General features: G+C 70.9%; 14 protein-coding genes. 11 read left to right on the top strand and 3 right to left on the bottom strand.

Annotation, left to right across the window (positions count from 1 at the left end; genetic code table 11):
• Window positions 1-28: 28 nt before the first annotated feature.
• A complete protein-coding gene (locus AB0H21_RS06715) occupies window positions 29-796 on the top strand; it encodes an SDR family oxidoreductase (RefSeq protein WP_358512793.1) in 768 nt (255 codons plus the stop codon).
• Window positions 797-923: 127 nt separating this feature from the next.
• Here AB0H21_RS06715 and tgmA read toward each other — a convergent pair whose 3' ends face one another.
• Window positions 924-1,193 carry a putative ATP-grasp-modified RiPP gene (gene tgmA, locus AB0H21_RS06710; protein ID WP_358512791.1) on the bottom strand — a complete coding sequence of 90 codons (270 nt, stop codon included), beginning with the start codon at window positions 1,191-1,193 and terminating at the stop codon, window positions 924-926.
• 651 nt (window positions 1,194-1,844) lie between these two features.
• Entirely contained in the window at window positions 1,845-2,795 is a 951-nt protein-coding gene (locus AB0H21_RS06705) for a DUF4184 family protein (protein ID WP_358512789.1), read from the bottom strand.
• A 135-nt stretch (window positions 2,796-2,930) separates the two neighbouring features.
• Here AB0H21_RS06705 and AB0H21_RS06700 point away from each other — a divergent pair, with 135 nt between their 5' ends.
• The 10 genes from AB0H21_RS06700 (at window position 2,931) to AB0H21_RS06655 (ending at window position 17,184) form a co-directional block, all read left to right on the top strand.
• The gene (locus AB0H21_RS06700) at window positions 2,931-3,572 is read left to right on the top strand and encodes a cation transporter (protein ID WP_358512787.1); all 642 of its coding nucleotides are present in this window, start codon (window positions 2,931-2,933) and stop codon (window positions 3,570-3,572) included.
• A gap of 644 nt (window positions 3,573-4,216) precedes the next feature.
• Window positions 4,217-6,046 (top strand): substrate-binding and VWA domain-containing protein, encoded by a 1,830-nt coding sequence (locus AB0H21_RS06695; protein WP_358512785.1) that lies wholly within the window; start codon window positions 4,217-4,219, stop codon window positions 6,044-6,046.
• Between the two features lie 431 nt (window positions 6,047-6,477).
• The gene (locus tag AB0H21_RS06690; RefSeq protein WP_358512783.1) at window positions 6,478-8,328 is read left to right on the top strand and encodes a hypothetical protein; all 1,851 of its coding nucleotides are present in this window, start codon (window positions 6,478-6,480) and stop codon (window positions 8,326-8,328) included.
• Between the two features lie 272 nt (window positions 8,329-8,600).
• On the top strand, window positions 8,601-8,972 hold the full coding sequence (locus tag AB0H21_RS06685) for a hypothetical protein (protein ID WP_358512781.1): 372 nt from the start codon (window positions 8,601-8,603) through the stop codon (window positions 8,970-8,972).
• Between the two features lie 2 nt (window positions 8,973-8,974).
• Entirely contained in the window at window positions 8,975-10,087 is a 1,113-nt protein-coding gene (locus AB0H21_RS06680; RefSeq protein ID WP_358512779.1) for a GNAT family N-acetyltransferase, read from the top strand.
• Window positions 10,088-10,218: 131 nt separating this feature from the next.
• Complete coding sequence (locus AB0H21_RS06675) at window positions 10,219-11,052, top strand: glycosyltransferase family 2 protein (protein ID WP_358512777.1); 834 nt, start codon at window positions 10,219-10,221, stop codon at window positions 11,050-11,052.
• Window positions 11,053-11,057: 5 nt separating this feature from the next.
• Entirely contained in the window at window positions 11,058-12,032 is a 975-nt protein-coding gene (locus tag AB0H21_RS06670; RefSeq protein ID WP_358512775.1) for a glycosyltransferase family 2 protein, read from the top strand.
• Between the two features lie 7 nt (window positions 12,033-12,039).
• On the top strand, window positions 12,040-12,840 hold the full coding sequence (locus tag AB0H21_RS06665) for a polysaccharide deacetylase family protein (protein ID WP_358512773.1): 801 nt from the start codon (window positions 12,040-12,042) through the stop codon (window positions 12,838-12,840).
• Window positions 12,833-14,278 carry a hypothetical protein gene (locus AB0H21_RS06660; protein WP_358512771.1) on the top strand — a complete coding sequence of 482 codons (1,446 nt, stop codon included), beginning with the start codon at window positions 12,833-12,835 and terminating at the stop codon, window positions 14,276-14,278. The genes AB0H21_RS06665 and AB0H21_RS06660 overlap by 8 nt, the downstream gene beginning before the upstream one ends.
• Window positions 14,275-17,184, top strand: coding sequence for a hypothetical protein (locus AB0H21_RS06655; protein WP_358512769.1), 2,910 nt, complete (start codon window positions 14,275-14,277; stop codon window positions 17,182-17,184). Before AB0H21_RS06660 ends, AB0H21_RS06655 begins: the two co-directional genes overlap by 4 nt.
• 91 nt (window positions 17,185-17,275) lie before the next feature.
• Here the strand turns inward: AB0H21_RS06655 and AB0H21_RS06650 are convergent, their stop codons facing one another.
• Window positions 17,276-18,664, bottom strand: a complete 1,389-nt coding sequence (locus tag AB0H21_RS06650; protein ID WP_358512767.1) for a xylan 1,4-beta-xylosidase — start codon at window positions 18,662-18,664, stop codon at window positions 17,276-17,278.
• Window positions 18,665-18,798 lie beyond the last annotated feature (134 nt).

The following is an 18,798-nucleotide window of genomic DNA, read 5'->3' as shown; positions in this document are numbered from 1 at the left end:
TCAACCCCGTTATCAACAAGGAGACATCATGCGTGGACTGAATGGAAAAGTAGCCTTCGTGACCGGCGCCGGCTCCGGCATCGGCCAGGCCTGCGCGCTGCGCCTGGCCGACGAGGGCGCCAAGATCGCCGTCGTGGACATTCGCCGCGCAGCCGCCGAGGAGACCGCCAAGACCATCGAAGCGGCCGGCGGTAACGCGGTCGCGGTCGAGTGTGACGTCGCATCCAACGAGCAGGTGGCCGCCGCCGTCGCACAGACGGTCGAAGCCCTCGGCGGGCTGAACGTGATCGTCAACGCCGCCGGCATCCTCGCCGCCGAAGGCGACGTCGTCGCGTGCTCGGAGGACGACTGGGACCGTGTCATGGCGGTCAACGTCAAGAGCCAGTTCCTGACAGGAAAGCACGGTGTCCCCGCGATCCTGAACTCCGGCGGCGGCGCAATCGTCAACATCGCCTCGGTGTTCGGATTCACCGCTCTGCCGGACGAATGCGCCTACGACGCGTCGAAGGGCGCAGTGCTGAACCTGACCCGCCACATGGCGATCCAGTACGCCACCAAGGGCATCCGCGTCAACGCCATCTGTCCCTCCGACTGCGACACCCCCCTGCTCAACGCACTGATCGGCGACGCAGCCGATGTGGAGGCCGAGAAGGCCAAGCTGGCCGAGCCGATCCCTATGGGACGTCTGGCCAAGCCGGAGGAGATCGCGGCCGGCGTCGCCTTCCTCGCATCGGAGGATGCCGGCTTCGTGACCGGAGTGGCGCTGCCCGTCGACGGGGGCTTCCTCGCCCAGTAAGCGGCAATAGCGCGCCAAGCCACTACAGGACAGGCACGCAAACACCAGCGGGTGGACCCGGCCGCGAGCACGCGCTGGCAGCGGTGCAGGCGAGCACGCCCGGAGATCACGGATCACTGCGGCCGCTCTAGTCCGACGCGGAGTCGTTGTTGGAGTCGTCCGCCACCTGAGAAGCTCCGCTCGACCCGTCCTGGCCGCCGCCTTTCGACACCGTGGCGGTGACGAACGACCTGCTGGTGCCGTCTTTGCCCATGTCCACGATCGCGCCCTGCGCGTCGCAGAAGAGCGTGAGCTGACTGGTGGGATCGAACGATGTCGTCGCGTATGGGAGCGGGGCGGGCGGAAGACGTTCGGTCATCCGGCTCAGACCCCAGGGCCGGATCGTCGGACTCTCCATCACGTTCCTTTCTCGGAGTTTCGTCTAATGGAGGAGGCGTCACACCACTTGCAGTGGGCGACCGCCATGTCACCGACAGTAGAGGTAGGCGTTCGCGCCTCGGCAATGCACCTGATGTTCCAGGTCGCGAATGCGAGATGGGGAGTCCGAGGGGAAACCCTCGGGGCCGGAGGCCCCCCGGAAAACACAGCCTGAGCTCCGCGAGGCCCATCTCCAAGGACTGCGGACGCGACTCTTCCTGGTTGGCTCAGGAACGGCGCAGGCGTGTGGTTCGCGTGATCTGCCACAGCATGGCGTACAGCGGAGCACGCCACCCCGACTCTGTGACTTTGAGTTAGTTGACGGACACGGACCGGGAGCGGTTTACTTGCCTCAGTTGCCCCATCCATTTCGATGGGTGGGCGTGGGCCTCGTCCATCGGACGGGGCCCTGGTTCTTTTCGGATGTTTCACCAGGCCAGCGGTCGAGCAAGGTTACCGGCGCCAGGCGCAGGCGTTCGGCGGGCGCGATTCCCTCCCTGTGACGACGCTCACGAGTAAGGGGATGGGGAGTCCGAGGGGGTGCCCCTCGGGGCCGGAGGCTCCTGGAAAACACAGCCCGAGCACTGGCGAGGCCCATCTCCAAGGACTGCGGGCCCGGCTTGTGGTGGGCTCAGGCGCGGGGCGCGCGGAGGGCGCGGGTGAGTTGCCAGAGGGTGGCGTACGCGGTGAGGACGGCGCAGAAGCCGATCACCAGGCCGACGCCGATCCTGGTGACGACGTGTGCCCAGCCGAAGGCCGGGTTCGGCGGGTCGACGAGGGGCCAGACGGCGGCCGCGCAGCACGCGCCGATGCCGGTGCAGGCGAGCACGCCCCAGCGCAGCTTCTCCGGCATCGCGAGACGCGGCGGCAGGGCGGCCGTCCCGGGCGATCGCAGCGGCGCGGCGACCGACCCGGGCGATCCCGGCGATACGGCGACCACGTCAGATGATCCCGACGGCACGGCGACCCTGTCAGATGATCCCTGCGGCGCCAGGAGCGGTTCAGGGGAGCGCGGCGGCACCGGGATCGTTCCAGACGAGCGCGGTATCGAAGGCGTTCCAGGGGAGCGCAGGCCTCGTGCGGCCCACCAGGCGATCACGACCAGGCCGAGGACCGAGCATATGTACTGCGCCAGCCGGTAGCCGGGGACCCAGCCGAACACGGGGGCGGTCATCCAGTGCCAGCCCCAGAACGCGGCGCCCCATTCGTGGGTGAAGGAGTCCCAGGCCACGTGGGTGGCCGCGCCGACCGCGGCGCCGAGGGCGATGGCGGGGAACCGGCGCCAGGACGGGCCCGGCATGGCGGCGACCCGCGCGGCCATCGGGCGCGGCAGCAGGGCGGTGAGCGGGTCGCGGAACACCAGCGAGAAGAGGGCGAGCAGCACGAACGTCGCCGCGACGTCGTCGGTGACGATGCCGATCGGCGAGTGCCAGCGGGTGTAGGCGTCGAGGTAGGGGAGGAACATCGGCAGGTCGGGGACCATCGACCCAACGGCGAGCGCCCACGGGTCCAGCACCCGGCGCACCCGTGTGGAGGAGATCAGGGGGATCACCGCGGCGACGTGGCTCGGGGTGAACGGCACGGGACTCTCCTCGCTCGTGGGCGCCTGTGGATAAGCGGCGGTTGTCCACAGCTTTCACGCGGGGCCGGTTCGGCACATCCGGTAACCGATAGGCTACGGAGCGCGTTTGCAACGGCTTCTCAACGATCGGGGGCCATGGTGCCAGATCTTGGTACAGACGCGCGTCCCGCCGTCCTTCCGGAGTCGTGGGTGCGCGACGCGCGCCGGGCGAGGGCGCTCTCGCTGGTGACGCTGGCATGGCTCGGCGTCGAGAGCACGCTCGGGCTCGCGGCGGGCCTGTCGGCCCATTCGGTCGCGCTGATCGGCTGGGGCTGGTCGTCCCTGGGCGAGGCGCTGGCCGGGCTCATCGTGGTCTGGCGTTTCACCGGGTCGCGGCTCGGCTCCCCCGAGGCCGAGCATCACGCGCGCAAGGCCGTGGCGGTCAGCTTCTGGATCCTCGCGCCCTACCTGGTGCTGCACGTGGTCTACGACGTGGTGGCGGGTGAGCGGGCGGCGCCCACGGCGCTCGGCGCCGTCGTGACCACGATCAGCCTGGTGAGCATGCCGGTGCTCGGGCTGGCCAAACGCCGGCTCGGCGCCCGGCTGGGCTCGGCGGCCACCACGGGCGAGGGCAGCCAGAACCTGTTGTGCGCCCTGATGGCGGGCGGCGTCTTAGCGGGCCAGGCGGCGACGTCGCTGGGCTGGTGGTGGGTCGATCCGGCCGTCGCGCTGGCGCTGGCGGTGGTCGCCGTGCGCGAGGGTCGCAACACCTGGCGCGGCCACTGCTGTCCCCACTGAAGCACCACCACGGCGAGCGGCAGGCCCTCGGCCCGCAGCGCGTCGGCCACGCGGGGCGCGGTGCCGGGGTCGGCCAGGGCCCTGCAGTCGCGCCCGGAGACCACGACCTCCCGCACGCACGCGCAGCTCCTGAGCGCCCGCCGCACCTCGTCGGGGCATCGGGCGCTCGCCAACCGCATCATCAGAAGGTCAGGACGCGCCTCACCGCACACGATGTCCTGCGGACCGCCGCGAAACACCGCCTGGGGGCGGGCGGTGTCGGCGGTCGTGGTCTGGGCGGGCGCGCTGGAGGGGGCCGGGGCGGTGCGAGGTGGGCAGGGGTGGGCGGCGAGGGACTGGGCCTCGCTGGGTTCGATCATCGTTGACATGAGCCCTACCCCCGGCCTGTCGCGCCGGCCCCGTCCGGCGCACGTGCGATCCCGGGAGACACGTTACATCGCGTTTCCACCAAGTCAAGATGTATCGCATTTATGTCTTCATAGTCGCCGGTTACGGATACGTACCGTAATCACTGCTGCAAGTGATCGGTTTTGCCCAATTAGTCCCGAACGCTATGGTTCCGTGAGCATTACCCCGGCTCTCGCTATATGGTCGCTGCTAGCGCGCCGAGACCGGGAAAAGATCGAACACCCTAAGAGGACAACGTGGGCGGACGCCACCGCACAGACGAGCTTGAGGGCGGCTACAACCCTTATCACGAGCCGTCGGGCCGCCGCCGGGCGAGCCGGGGCAAGGTACTGGTGCCGCTAGCGGGCGCCGTCGCGCTAGCGGTGCTGCTGGGCGTCGCCGCGTACGTCATCATGAGCCGGGACAAGACCTGCGCCGACGGCCAGGCCGCCGCGGGCAAGACGACCTCCCTGCGGGTGGTGGCCTCCCCCGACATCGAGCCCGCCATCGCCAAGATCGCGGCGAGCTACAACAAGTCGCCCAAGACGCCCGCCGACTGCGGCGGCGGCGTCGCGGTCACGGTGTCGGACGCCGACCCCGCCGACGTCGCCAACTCCATCGCGAACTCCGGCGCGACGAGCGGCAAGTTCGACGCCGACGTGTGGATCCCCGACTCCAGCCTCTGGGTGTCCAAGTTGCGCGCCTCGTCCAAGGGCGAGGGCGTCCCCGCGCCGGCCGGCTCGGTGGCCCGCTCCCCCGTGGTGCTGGCGGCGCCCAAGCCCGTCGTCGAGAAGCTGAAGAACGCGTTCGGCGAGCCGAGCTGGAGCGGCCTGATGTCGGCCGCCAACGCGGCCACCCCGGACGGCATCGGCCGTAACGTCCGCATCCTGCCCCTGGACCCGACGCTCAACGCGGCCGGCCTCGGCGCGATCCTGGCCGGCGCGGGCGTGCTGAAGGCGGCGGGCTCCGGCGAAGATCAGCTCGTGGGCGTGCTGCGGCAGCTCTCCGAGAGCGCGGTGAGCAGCCCGGCGAACATGTTCGCCACCATGGCCAAGCACTCGGCCCGCGCGCCGATCGGCATCGCGTCCGAGCAGGGCGTGTGGTCGTTCAACACCAAGAACAAGCCGTCGTCGGTCGTCGCGCTGTACCCGGCCGAGGGCACGATCAGCCTGGACTACCCGGTCGTCGTGACCGCCAAGGAGCAGGCCGCCCGCGACGCCGCCGAGAAGTTCGCGGCCGCGCTGGAGAGCGCGAGCGCCAAGAAGACGATCCGCGAGTACGGCTTCCGCACGCCGGACGGCAAGGGCGGCGGCGAGATCAGCCAGGCCAACGGGCTGAACCCCGCGACGCCGCGCAACATCAAGATCCCGGACGCGGCCTCGGTGGCCAAGCTGTCGCAGGCGTGGTCCCGGCTCAAACTCGGCGGCCGTCTGCTCGCCCTGATGGACATCTCGGGCACGATGGCGCTGCCAGCGGTCGGCGCGCCCGTCACGCGCATGCAGCTCATCGGGCAGACCGCGATCGAGGGGCTGAAGCTGTTCCCGGACAAGACCGAGGCCGGCACCTGGATCTTCTCCACGAACCTGAACGGCAAGGGCGTCGACTACCGCGAGGCGGTGCCCGTCGGCCCGCTGAGCGCCAAGATCAATGGTGTCACGCGCCGGGACGTCCTGATCCAGTCGTTCGCGCGGATGAAGGCCAAGGCGACCGGTGACACCGGGCTCAACGACACGCTCGCCGCCGCCTACGACAAGATGAAGGCCGAGTACGAGGCCGACAAGATCAACACGATCCTGGTGTTCACCGACGGCGTCGGCAACGACGACCCCGAGGGCGGCATCTCCAACAGCGAGATCCTGAAGAAGCTGCGCGCCGAGTTCGACGAGACGCAGCCGATCAGCATCATCATCGTCGCGCTCGGCGCGAACGACGCGGCGGGCCGCAAGCAGATGCAGGCGATCGCCCAGGCGACGCAGGGGCAGGCGTTCTTCCCCCGCAACGCCCTGGAGATCCGCAAGGTGTTCCTGGAGGGCATCTCCCGCCGCCTGTGCGCCCCCAACTGCAACGGCGGCGGCCAGCAGCAGTAGGGGATTACGGACGGCAGTTAATTTACGGACCGCCCGGTTCCGGCATTCAGGTGCACAGGAGCCGGGCATTTCCTTTTTTTGTGTGTTCTATTAGTTCTCGATGTGCTCGACTTCCTCTGTGTTTCCTGAAACCTCCAGGTGCTCAGGGTCCTCCCGCTCCTCTGGGCGCTCGGTGAGCGCGCCTCGCCACCGGACGCCGCGCCGCGCGTCGCCGGTCGCCGCCTCACCCGCGCGCCCACGTACCACCAGTTACACCAGTCCCTTGAGACCCTGTTTTCCCAGGTCATACCCGCTGATTATCAAGCAATTCCGGGTGAACCCCTCAGGGAGAATGGGCGTCCTACGCGTGTGGGGACTGGCGCGGGCAGGAGAGATTCTCGCGTGCATGTGCGACCAAGAGCCAGGTTCCCGTCCTGCGGGGAGGAATATTCGTGCCCGGATGGCCGAGCGTCGGCCGGACCGACGACCAACGGCTGGCGGAGGCCCTTCGCCGTGCGGAAAGCCGCGCGGTGGACGGCCTTTATGACAGCTACGCCGACCGACTCAACGACTACGCCAGTTCACTGCTCGACGACCCCGACGCCGCCGCGAGCGCGGTGCACGACGCGTTCGTCACGGCCCACGGCCGCGCCGGCGCGCTACGCGAGCCCGTCCGGTTGCGCGCCTGGCTGTACGCGCTCACGCGCTACCAGTGCACGGCACGCCAGGGGCGCACCCCGCCCCACGGGACGGCGCTCGACGGCCTCGCCGGGGACGCGGACGATCCGGAGCTCGCGGCCATCGTGCGCGAATCCAGGGCCGAACTGGGGCAGAAAGAGCGTGAGGTGCTGTTCCTCGCCGTCCGGCACGGGCTGAGCACCTCCGAGGTCTGCACCGTCACGGGACTGACCTCGCGCCAGATCGCCGCGAAGCTCGCCCGGGCCACCGACCATCTGGAGAACGCCGCCGCCGCGGTGATCCTCGCGCGGACCGGCCGGGCCCACTGCCCGGACCTGTCGGCCATACTCGACTCCATCGACGGCCCCCTGCCGCAGCCGCTGCGGCGGCGGCTCGTCCGGCACATCACCGGCTGCAAGGAGTGCACCGAGGGCCGCCACCGCCGGGTGTCGGCCGAGCGCCTGCTCGACACCATCCCGGTCGCCTTCCCGCCGCTGTCCCTGCGCCGCCGGGTCGCCGAGACCTGCGCGCGGACGGAGCGGGACGCGGTCCGCGCGGCGATCATGCCGGCGGCGGGCGTCCTCGACAAGAACGGCTTCCCGCCGGTCGGGAGCGACCGCCGCGCCAAGGCGCCGAGGGCCGACCGGCGTACCGCGGACTCGGCGAACCGCAGAGACCGCATGGACCATGTGGACCAGCCGGGCACGCCCGCGCACGGGTTCGCGGCGCACGACGAGACGCCCCGGCACGGCACGCGCGCCCCGCGCATCGTTCCCCCGCCGCCCCTTCACGCCGACACCCCCCGACACGGGACGCGGGCGGGCGAGAGCCCCAGGGACACCGCCCGGTACTCCCTCGCCGGGGCGCGGGAGGAGGCGCCGAGCCGCGGGAACGGGCGCGCGCGGCGGCGCGGGGGCGGGACGGCGCGCAGGAACTCGCGCAGGACCCCCGTCTTCGCCACGATCGCCTGCGCACTGCTCGCGACCGGCGCGATGGTCGTCGTGACCGGCCAGGACGCGAGCCACCGGCAGGGGGTGCCCCAGACCCTGCGTTTCCCGAGCCGTACCCCGCAGGAGCTCCAGATCAGCTACGCCCCCGAGCCGACGGACGCCGCCCCGGCCGCGGAGCCCTCGCGCGCGGCGAGCCCGAAGCCGGAGGCCGTGCGCTCGTCGTCCAGCGCGGCGCAGGCCCCGGCGGCGTCGTCGACCGCGCCGAGGACCCCCGCCTCGCGCGCTCCGACGCGCCGTCCGCCGGGGTCCCCGGCCAAGCTCGTCGTCTCCTGCCCGAAGGGGCTCGACGCGGGCGCGGGTGTGATCCTCGTCTCGGCCCGGGGCGGCGCCGTCTCCTGGCGGGCGTCCGCGGGCGGTGGGCTCGCGGTGTCGCCCGCGAACGGTGTGCTGGCGTCCGGTGTCAAGGCCCGGCTGTCGGTCTCGGCCACCGACCCCGCCCAGGCCGGGCAGGGGACGGTGACGCTGAGCTCGGCCGTGGGCGGGGTGTCGTGCACCGTCTCCTGGGAGGGACAGGACATGCCTCCGGCGTCCGATCCGCCGCCGGACCAGACGCCGACCGCCGAGCCGTCCCCGACCGGCGCGCCGCCCGAGGAGTCGTCCGGGGGGCCGGACTGAACCCACCCTGATCCCACCCGGACTCCACCTTTGGGGCGTACCAACGGTACGGTTGTAAAGCACCCCAGCCCCTAACATCCCGATAGCCTCAAGGGCATCAGGAGAACAGTGGAGGTGGCGTGGTCGATCACACAACGCTTCTTGCCTTCGGCGCTGTAAACCAGTGACCAGGTTAGGGCGTCGGCATTGACGGTCGCGTAGCGTCGTTGGTCCTATGAGAGCAGCGATCAACCGCGTCTTTCAGTCGGCCTTGACCAGCGGAGCCAGGAGACATGCGTACGAACAGGGCGGTGCTCAGATGGGTGCTGGTGCTCGCGTGCGCCGCGGGAGCGGTGATCGCGCTCGCCGACATCCAGACTCCAGCACGCCCGATTCTCACTGCGTTGTTCCTTTTGGTGGTGCCGGGCGCGTCGGTCGTGGGACTGTTGCGTGATCGTGACCCTCTCGCGGCTCTAACGGTGGGCGCCGCGGCAAGTCTCGTTATAAACGTTCTCTTAGCCGAAGCCATGCTGATGTTCAACGCGTGGTCTCCTCGCGCGGGAGTGGCCACCGTCGCCGTCCTCGGTGGGTTCATGTGGGTGCTTCGGTCGCTGTACCGGGGGAACGGCAGTGCGCACACAGAACAGGGGGCCGGGTCAAGGTGAACGTGACGGTCATCCGGCCCGGAGAGCTCGGACGGTCGGAGCTCGCCCGGTGGCGCGATCTGCAGAGCGCGTCCCCCTCCCTGGACAACCCGTTCCTCTCGGTCGAGTTCACCCTGGCCCTCGGCCGGCTCCGTCCCTACGTCCGCGTCGCGGTGATCGAGGACCAGGGCAAGGTGGTGGGGTACCTCCCGTTCGAGCGGCACGCCTTCGGCATCGGCAAGCCCCTCGGGAGCTGGCTGACCACCTGCCACGGGCTGATCGCCGAACCCGACCTGGACGTGCCCGCCCGTCATCTGCTGCGGGCCTGCGGCCTGTCGGTCTTCAATTTCGACCACATGGTGGCCGGCCAGCGCACGTGGTCGCCGCATGAGTCGGCGGTGAGGCCCGTGCCGTTGATGGACCTCACCAAGGGCTACGACGCGTACATCGAGTACGTCCGCGCCAACTCCCCGAAGAACTACAAGACGGTCCGCTACAAGGAACGCAAGCTCGCCCGCGAGCACGGCGTGGTCCACCTGGAGTGGGGCGCCACCGACCCGGCCGCCATGCGCGTCCTGACCGGATGGAAGTCCGACCAGTACCGCAGGACGGGCCGGGTCGACCGTTTCGCCCAGCCGTGGATCGTCGAGCTGCTCGAAGAGATGCACGCCTGCGACTCCCCGGCGTTCGCGGGCGTCCTCACCATGCTCTACGCCGGCGACACCCCCGTCGCCGGGCACTTCGGGCTGCGCACCCCCACCACGCTGGTCGGATGGTTCCCCGCCTACGACCCCGAATTCGCCCGGTACTCCCCCGGGATAATGCACCACTTGCACATGGCGGAGCAGGCCGCCTCTCACGGCCTGGGCCAAGTCGACATGGGCAAGGGTGGCAGAGAGTACAAAGGCTGGCTGAAGAACGGCACGATCCACGTCACCGAAGGCAGGGTCGCCCGGCCCTCGGCGACCGCGGCCGTTCACTGGATGGGCCGGACGCCGGTGAACAAGGCACGCAGCATCGTCGTCGATCGCCCGTCGCTCTACCGGCTGGCCGATCGCCTGCTGAAGGGGTTCGGACGGGTCCGCACATCCCTCCACCCCGCAGCAGTCGAAAAGGAACCCTCGGGGGCGCGCTGACAGGCGTTCCCCCCTCGCCAGAGCTGATCCCTATCTATGACCGGGGCGGAGAGCACCCTCTCCGTCCAGTCGCGCCGGTCCTATTGGCAGTCGCCGCCGATGTCAGACCGCCCGGAAGGACATCCCTCAAAATGAGTCCCGAGATCACCAAGCACAACGGGAAACCTCAGGTGCACCCCCTGAGGCCCTTGCCGGCAGTGGAGCGTTTCACGCCGGTGACCCCGCACCTGGCCATATCTCCCACGGTCAGCGTGGTCGTCCCGGCCATGAACGAGGCGGAGAACCTTCCGCACGTCTTCGCCACGCTGCCGCACTGGGTCCACGAGATCGTCCTCGTGGACGGCAACTCCACCGACGACACCGTCGCGGTGGCCCGCCGCCTGCGCCCGAACCTGCGCGTCGTGCAGCAGCGTGGCAAGGGCAAGGGGGACGCCCTGCGCACGGGCTTCGCCGAGTGCACCGGGGACATCATCGTGATGATCGACGCCGACGGCTCGACCGACGGCCGCGAGATCATCCAGTTCGTCGGCGCGCTGGTCACCGGCGCCGACTTCGTCAAGGGCTCCCGGTACGCGAGCGGCGGGGGCAGCGACGACCTGACCTTCAGCCGGCGCCTCGGCAACAGCGTCCTGCGCTCGCTGGTGAACTGGATCTACGGAACCCGGTACACCGACCTGTGCTACGGCTACAACGCCTTCTGGGCGCGCCACCTCGAGGTCCTCGACCTCGACTGCGAGGGGTTCGAGGTCGAGACCGTCCTGAACATCCGGGCGGCCAAGGCGGGTCTGCGCGTGCACGAGGTGCCGAGCCACGAGCGGTGCCGCATCCACGGCGAGAGCAACCTGCGCGTGGTCCGCGACGGGTGGCGGGTGCTCAAGACGATCATGCGCGAGTGGCGGCGTCCCGCGCTGCAGCCCGCGCCGGCCCCGTCGGCCCAGCCGGCCGCCGACCAGGGCGCGGCATAACGGCGATGAACATCTCCGTCGTCATCTGTGTCTACACGGAAGACCGGTGGGACGACATCAGGACCGCCGTCGAGTCGGTGCGCGGCCAGACCCGCCCGCCGCACGAACTGATCCTCGTCGTCGACTACAACCCCGACCTGCACCTCAGGCTCAAGCGGGAGTACGCCGACGCGATCGTCGTGGAGAACAACCACGCCAAGGGACTGTCCGGCGGCAAGAACACCGGGGCGGCGACCGCCTCCGGCGACGTCGTGGCGTTCCTCGACGACGACGCGGTGGCCGATCCCGGCTGGCTCGCGGCGTTCGAGGAGGCGATGTCGCAGGATCCGGCCGTCGTGGGAGTCGGCGGCCTGACCCGGCCGCTGTGGGACACCGGCCGCAGGCCGCGATGGTTCCCCGAGGAGTTCGACTGGACCATCGGCTGCACGTATCGCGGCCTGCCCGCCGAGCGCAAGGCCATCCGCAACGTGATGGGGGGCAACGCGGCCTTCCGCAAGCACGTCGTGGGCGACGTCGGCGGGTTCCACACCGGCATCGGCCGCAGCGTCCAGGGCCGCAAGAGCCGTCCGCTGGGCTGTGAGGAGACCGAGTTCTGCATCAGGCTCTCCCAGCGCAGGCCGGGGTCGGTCATGATGTTCGAGCCCGGGGCCGTGATCGGCCACCGGGTGCCCGCCGCCCGGGCCACGTTCCGCTACTTCCGCTCCCGCTGCTACGCCGAGGGGCTGTCCAAGGCGCTGGTGGCGCACAGCGTGGGCGCGGGCGACGGGCTGTCCAGCGAGCGCGCCCACGCGATGAAGGTGCTGCCGCTCGGGGCGCTGCGCGGCGTGCGGGACGCGCTGCGGGGCGACCCGTCGGGCCTCGGCAGGGCGGGGGCGATCGTCACAGGCCTGGCCTGGACCTCGTGGGGGTACGCGGTCGGGACGGCCCGGCTGCGCCTGCGCGGCGCCCGGGCCGGGCGATCCACGGAACACGAACGGTGATCGTTTGATGCGCGTGCCGATCCTCATGTACCACTCCATCACCGACCGCCCCAACAGCGCCACCCGGCCGCTGGCGGTGCGCACGTCGGTGTTCGAAGCCCAGATGACCTACCTGAAGGACCGCGGGTTCACCCCCCTCACGCTCGCCGACCTGGTCGCCTCGCAGTACGGCACCGGCGGGGCCCCGGCCCCCGAGCGGCCCGTGGTCGTCACGTTCGACGACGGGTACGCCGACTTCCACGAACACGCGCTGCCCGTCCTCGAACGGCTGGGCTTACCCGCGACGGTGTTCCTCACCAGCGGGTGGGTGGACGACGCGGGCCCGGACGCCGCCGGCAAGCCGCTCGACCGCATGCTGAGCTGGAGCCAGGCCCGCGAGGCCGCGTCCTGCGGCATCGAGATCGCCGGGCACAGCCACAGCCACCCCCAGCTAGATCAGCTCCCCGACGCCGTGCTGCGCCAGGAGCTGCGCCGCAACAAGGCCCTGCTGGAGGACAAGGTGGGGCGCCCGGTCGCCACCATGGCCTACCCGTACGGCTACTCCAGCGCCCGGGTGCGCAGGGAGGTGCGCAAGGCGGGCTACTGGGCGGCGTGCGCGGTCGCCAACTCGCTGGCGGGCGACACCGACGACGTCATGGCGCTTTCCCGGCTCACCGTCGGCCGGTCCACGACCATGGACCGCTTCCGGCGCGCGGTCGAGGGGCGGGGCGTCCCGATCATCTACATGAAGGAACACGCGCTGACCAAGGGGTACGCGGTGGTGCGCCGGACGCGGTACGGCCTCCGCCACGTGGTCGGGCGTGAGTGACGCGACCGCGGGGGCGACGCCTGGCGTCGACGAGGGGGGTGAGACGGCCGTGACCACCACCATGGCCGGCGGACGGCGGGACCGGAAGGACGGCGGGGAGGAGGGACGGCTGGCGAGCCTGCGACGGCGGCTCATGCGCGACCTGCGCAACCCGCTCTTCCTCAACGGCTACGCCCTGATGGCCAACACCGGGGTCACGGCCGTCCTCGGCATGGGCTACTGGCTGCTCGCCGCCCGCCTGTACTCCCCGGAGGACTTCGGGCGCAGCCAGGCCCTGATCACCGCGATGCGGCTGTTCGCGGGGCTCACGGCCCTCGGGCTGACCGGCGCGCTGGCGCGGTTCATCCCCGTGGCGGGCAGACGCACCGGCGCGCTCATCGGCCGCGGCTACCTGATCGCCACCCTGACGGCGGTGGTCGCCGCCGGAGGGTTCCTGCTCACGCTGCCGTTCTGGGGCGAGAACTACGCCAAGCTGGCCGGCGCCGGGCCCGGGTTGTTCTTCCTGGCGTCGGTGGCGATCTGGTCGGTCTTCACGTTGCAGGACGTCGCGCTGGCCGGGCTGCGCAAGGCGGTCTGGGTGCCGGTGAACAGCGTGTGCTTCGGCCTGGTCAAGATGGGGCTGCTGGTCGCGCTGGCCGGGGCCCTGCCCGACGACGGCGTGTACGTCTCCTGGATCGTGCCCACCGCGCTCGCGCTGGTGCCGGTCAACTTCTTCATCTTCGGCGTGCTGGTCCCCCGGCACGCCCGCCGCGCGCCCGAGGACAGCCGCCCGCCCGGGCTGCGGGAGATCGGCCGCTTCCTGGCCGGCGACTACCCCGGGGCGTTCTCGGTGCTGGCCATCGTGTACTTCCTGCCGGTGTACGTCGCCTCGCGGGTGAGCGGTGAGCTGTTCGGCTACTTCGCCATGGCCCAGACGCTGGGGGCGATGATCGAGCTGCTGGCCATCAACATGGCCACGTCGCTGACCGTCGAGGGGTCCACCGAGCGGTCGCGGCTGGCCGCGAACTGCCGCCAGGCGTTACGCCGCGCGTACCTCATCATCGGGCCGGTCGCGGTCGTGACCTTCATCGCGGCGCCGCTGATCCTCTCGGTGTTCGGTCCCGGGTTCTCCGAGCACGGCACGCCGCTGCTCAGGCTCATGGCGCTCGCCGTGCTGCCGCGCGTGCTCATCGAGATCTACCTGAGCGCGCAGCGCGCCCAGAGCAAGGCCCGGACGCTGGCATTGGTGCAGATCGGGCTCGCCGTGCTCGTGCTGTCCTCGTCGGTCCTCCTGCTGCCGGTGGCGGGCATCGCGTCCGTCGGGTGGGGGCTGCTCTTCAGCGAGGTTCTGGTGGCTCTGCTGATTTTCGGCGGGCTCCGGAAAATTCTTAATCACGTGGAAACGCCGCAATCGTCTGGCGCGCGCGACACGCCAGAGGCCGCATCATGGTCAACGTGAGGCAACGGACGGGTGACGCGGCGCAGCGGGACGAGGCGGCCAAGGGGGCCGGGCAGGAGGCGGAGGTAGACGCCACGGCCACCACGACCACGGCGTCCGCCGCGTCCGCCGCGCAGGGCTCGCCGGACGACGTCCAGGACGACGACACCCAGGTGATCTCCGTGTCGGTGGTGTCGGAGCTCCTGGCGAACTCCGCACCGACGCCCGCGCCGGACGCGAAGCCCGGCTCCAAGCCCCAGCCCGACTCCGATTCCAAGCCGCTGTCCGAGCCGGTGTCCAAGCCGCTGTCCGAGCCCGGGAAGTCCGAGCCCGAGGAGCCTGCGCCGACGCCCGAGGCGGGCGGCTCCGGTGCGGAGCCCGGCACGGGTTCCAGGACCGCCCCCGAGCCGGAACCCCGGGCTCAGCACGCCTCCGACCTCGATTCCATGTCGGACCTGGAGTGGTACGAGGCCACGGCGCCCCGCAGGTACGTCCGGCAGGTGCTCGCCACGCGCGAGCCCATCGAACCGGACACCGCGCCGCACCCCGAGGCCGGCATGCGACCCGCCAGGGGAAACCCCGCCACGAGCGGCTCGCCCATGGGCGCGCCGGGCAAGGGTAAGTCCGCCAAGAGCAGGCCCGGCAAGGGAGGCGCGGGCAGGAGCGGACCGGCCAAGGGTGGGGCGGGCAAGGGAGGCACGGGCAGCGTCGTCCCCGCCACGACGAGCGGCGCCAAGGCGAGCGCCAACGGCGGCGCGGCGCGGCAGGCACCCGCGGCGGCGACGTCCCCGGTGGCGCGGCTGGTGGCGAGCGCGGCCACGTGGCTGCCGCCGTTGCTGACCGTCGAGGGCCTGGTCATGTACGTGCTGGCGATGCGCGTGCCGTACGGCCCCATGCGCGGCGTCGACCTCGACAAGATCGACGGCCTCGGCCTGATCTCGGTGCTCCCGGTGACCGCCTTCGCCGCGATCGCCCTGATCATCGTCTCGTTCTTCGTCACGCTGACGCAGAACACCGACCGCAAGGGCCTGCTGCTCCTCCAGCTCGGCGCGATCACCTTCACCCTGCACGGCGCGGCGGCGCTGATCGAGCCCGAGCCCCGCTTTCATACCGCCTGGGTGCACGCGGGCTTCGCCGAGTACATCGGCCGCGTCGGCGAGGCCCTGCCCGGCCTGGACGCGCGGTTCGCCTGGCCGGGTTTCTTCGCGCTGTTCGGCTTCGTGCTGCGCGCGGCGGGCATCGACGACCCGTCGCTCGTCCTGAAGTGGACGCCGTTCCTGTCGAACCTGCTGTACCTGCTGCCGTTCGTGCTGATCCTGCGCCGGCTCGTCGCGACGACGCGGGCGCGCTGGTTCGCCGCGCTGCTGTTCGTCCTCGTCCAGTGGATCGGCCAGGACTACTTCTCGCCCCAGGGCTTCACCTACGCGCTGTACCTGGTCTTCATCGCGATCCTGATGCGCTGGTTCGGCCGCGCGGAGCCGAGGACGGCGCCGCTGCCCGCCAAGGGCTTCCTGCGGCGGACTCTGGCCCGCCTGGACGGGCTCGCGCCGGGCGAGCTGCCGGCGAGGCCGACGACGGTGACCGACCGCGTCGTGCTGCTGACCCTCGTGGTCGGCATCTTCGTGGCGACGACGGCCACCCACCAGATCACGCCGTTCATGATGCTGGGCGCGCTGACGGGGCTGATCCTGCTGCGACGCAGCACGCTGTCTCTGGCGCTTCCGGTGTTCTTCGGCCTGATCGTCATCGCCTGGATCAACTACCAGGCGACGCCGTTCTGGAGCGGCCGCATCGACGAGTTGTTCGGCGGCATCGGCAAGATCTTCGCGAACCTCCAGGAGAACACCGGCGACCGGCTGGCGGGCACCAACCCCCAGCACGCCATCGTGCTCAAGGTGCGGCTGGCGATCTGCGGCGTGATCCTCGCGTTCGCCGCGACGGGCCTGCTGCGGCGGCTGCGGCGCGGGGTGGGCGACCGCAGCGCGCTGGTGCTGCTGTGCGTGCCCGTGCTGGCCCTCGGCCTGCAGAGCTACGGCGGCGAGATCGGCCTGCGCGTGTACATGTTCGCGCTGCCCGCGGCCTGCATCCTCGGCGCGTACGCGTTCTTCCCGAACCTGCCCGCGCACACGGCGGACGCGCGCGAGGGCGAGACGGTGCCCATCGGCCGCCGCTCGCTGCGGCCGTCCCCGGGCACGACGCGGAAGATCTCGGCGGTGCTGGCGGCGGGGACGGCGCTGGTGCTGGCGGTGGCGTTCCTGGTGGCGCGGTACGGCAACGAGAAGTTCGAGCGCGTCACCACGGGCGAGGCCGCGGCCATGGACTACGTCTACGCCCACGACCGGCCGAGCGCCCGCCTGCTGTACCTGGTGCCGGTCATCGGCGAGGAGGTCACGCCGACGATCCCGTGGCGCGAGCGGGACATCGACCGGGTGGAGTACGACCAGGCGCTGGTCACCAAGAACCCGGAGGACCTCAGCGGGGTGCTGACGGCGTTGCGCTCGAAGGCGGCCAACACCTTCGTGATCACCAGCCGGGGGCAGGCGGCGTACCTGGAGCTGAACCACGGCTTCTCCTCCGACTGGGGGAAGCGCTTCCGCGCGGCGCTGGAGGCCTCCACGAGCCTGAAGCGGGTGTACTCCAACGCCGACGCGGCGATCTACACGCTGCGCTCGTACCCGAGGGGGGCCGAGATCCCGCCGCCGACGGCGATGACGCTGGTCGGCGACCGGTCGACGCCGTGGACGCCGCTCGGCCTGGTCGCGCTGGCCCTGGCCGTGGCGACGTTGTTCGCCGCCGAGCTGGCACGGCTGCGCGCCCCGGATCGGGCGTCCAGCGGGCGGCGCAGGCTGATGGTGGTCGGCCTGCTGATGACGGCGGCCGCGCTGGCGGTCGTGGTGGAGCGGTTCCTGACCCTGACGTCGTTCTGACCCGGGACGGGCGCGCCCCGCCGTCCCGGGCGGCCCGTCCTTCGCGGGCGGGTCGTCCCTCGCCGGCGGGTCGCCGGTCCCGGGAGGGGTCTCACCGACCCCGGTCGCTCCACTGGACGGCGTACGGCCCGAGCTGGAAGGGGCGGCCGTCGACCTGGACGGCGAGCTGCGCGTTCGTGGTGTTCACCATGATCATCTGCTTCTCCACGGCGAGCACCTGGACTCGTGGGTCGGAGACCGGGACGTCGACCAGCCGCGCGCCCGCCGGGAACCAGCGCGTGAACCCGCTCAGCAGGCCCGCCATGGGCATCTCCTGGCCATCGGCGGGCGACCACAGGCAGCCCGGGCAGTCGTCCCCGCCCTTGCGCTGGGGGTTCCAGTAGAGGGCCGTCGCGGCCCCGCTCCTGGCGAACTCCATCATGGCCACGGTCTGCACGGCCGTGCGGTGCTGCTCGTCCCAGTCGATGTTGTCCGGCGAGATGTACCACTCGGCCCACCAGACCGGCAGGTCGCCGCTCTGCTGCCGCAGCCAGGTGGTGACCGCGGAGAACTTCTTGAGCGCGGTGAACTCGTCGGGCACCAGCCCCCGGTCGTTGGTGGCCGAGGACGCGTCGACGACGATGAAGTCGGCGCCCTTCTTGTGATCCAGCCAGTACTGGATGCTCTCCAGCGGCCGGCTGTCGACGGCGCCCCACGGCCCCTTGAGGGTGGAGGAGTTGGCGCTGGAGATGTGGCTGTCGACGGGGATGTACGGCCCGCCGACCTGGATCTTGGGGTTCACGGCCTTGAGCGCGTCGTAGACGCGGTTGTAAAGGTCGGTGTAGGCCTCGACATCCCAGTTGTTGTGCGCCTCGTCCCAGAAGCCTTTGAACTCGTTCCACACCATGTAGTGGGTGACGGTGGGATACCGCTTGGCGACGGTGGCGGCGAGCTCGGCATAGTCGGCGAAGTGCTCGCGCCGGGGGGCGACCTCGATCTTTCCCCAGCTCGTGCGGCCCTCGGCGCCGCCCTTCATCCAGTCGGGGGCGCAGCAGAGGGTGAGGACGGGCTGGGCCTTGGTGGACGCCATCAGCTTGACCCGGCGGTCCAGGTCGCGGAAGTCGTACTTGCCGGGCGCGGGCTCGGGGTTGCCCGCCCCCCAGCCCATGATGTGCTGGTTCTGCACCATGGGAACCCTGCTGAACAGGTCTTTCACCCGGTCGCGGACCTCGGCGGCCTCGTTGTCGGCGCTGTACTGGGTGTGGGTGACGCCCCAGCGCGGCCAGCTGTCCACCACGGGGGGAGCTTCGAGGCTGGGCGGCGGCTGCGGCGTGGCGAGGATCGTCGCGGCCACGCCCTCGCCGCGGTCGGCACCCCGCTGCGCGGCGACCACCAGGAGGCCGACCACCAGGGCCAGGGCGACGAGCCCCGCGCCCGCGGCCACCGGACCTCGGGGGATGTAGCGACGCCGGGCATGCCGGCCACCACCGTTGTCCAACACTTCGCCACCGTATCCGCTCGCGCTTGCAGAACCCTTGAATGCTCCCACTCCTGGCGACGCCACGGATGCGGGCCGTCATCACAGGGAGGGATCGCGGTCACACCAGACCGCTCATTAAGCGCACTAACCACTCA

The organism is Sphaerisporangium sp. NPDC051011, assembly GCF_040653595.1.
Lineage (GTDB): Bacteria > Actinomycetota > Actinomycetes > Streptosporangiales > Streptosporangiaceae > Sphaerisporangium.
The sequence above is the reverse complement of the archived record's forward strand: the minus strand, read 5'-3'. Positions and strand labels throughout refer to the sequence as shown.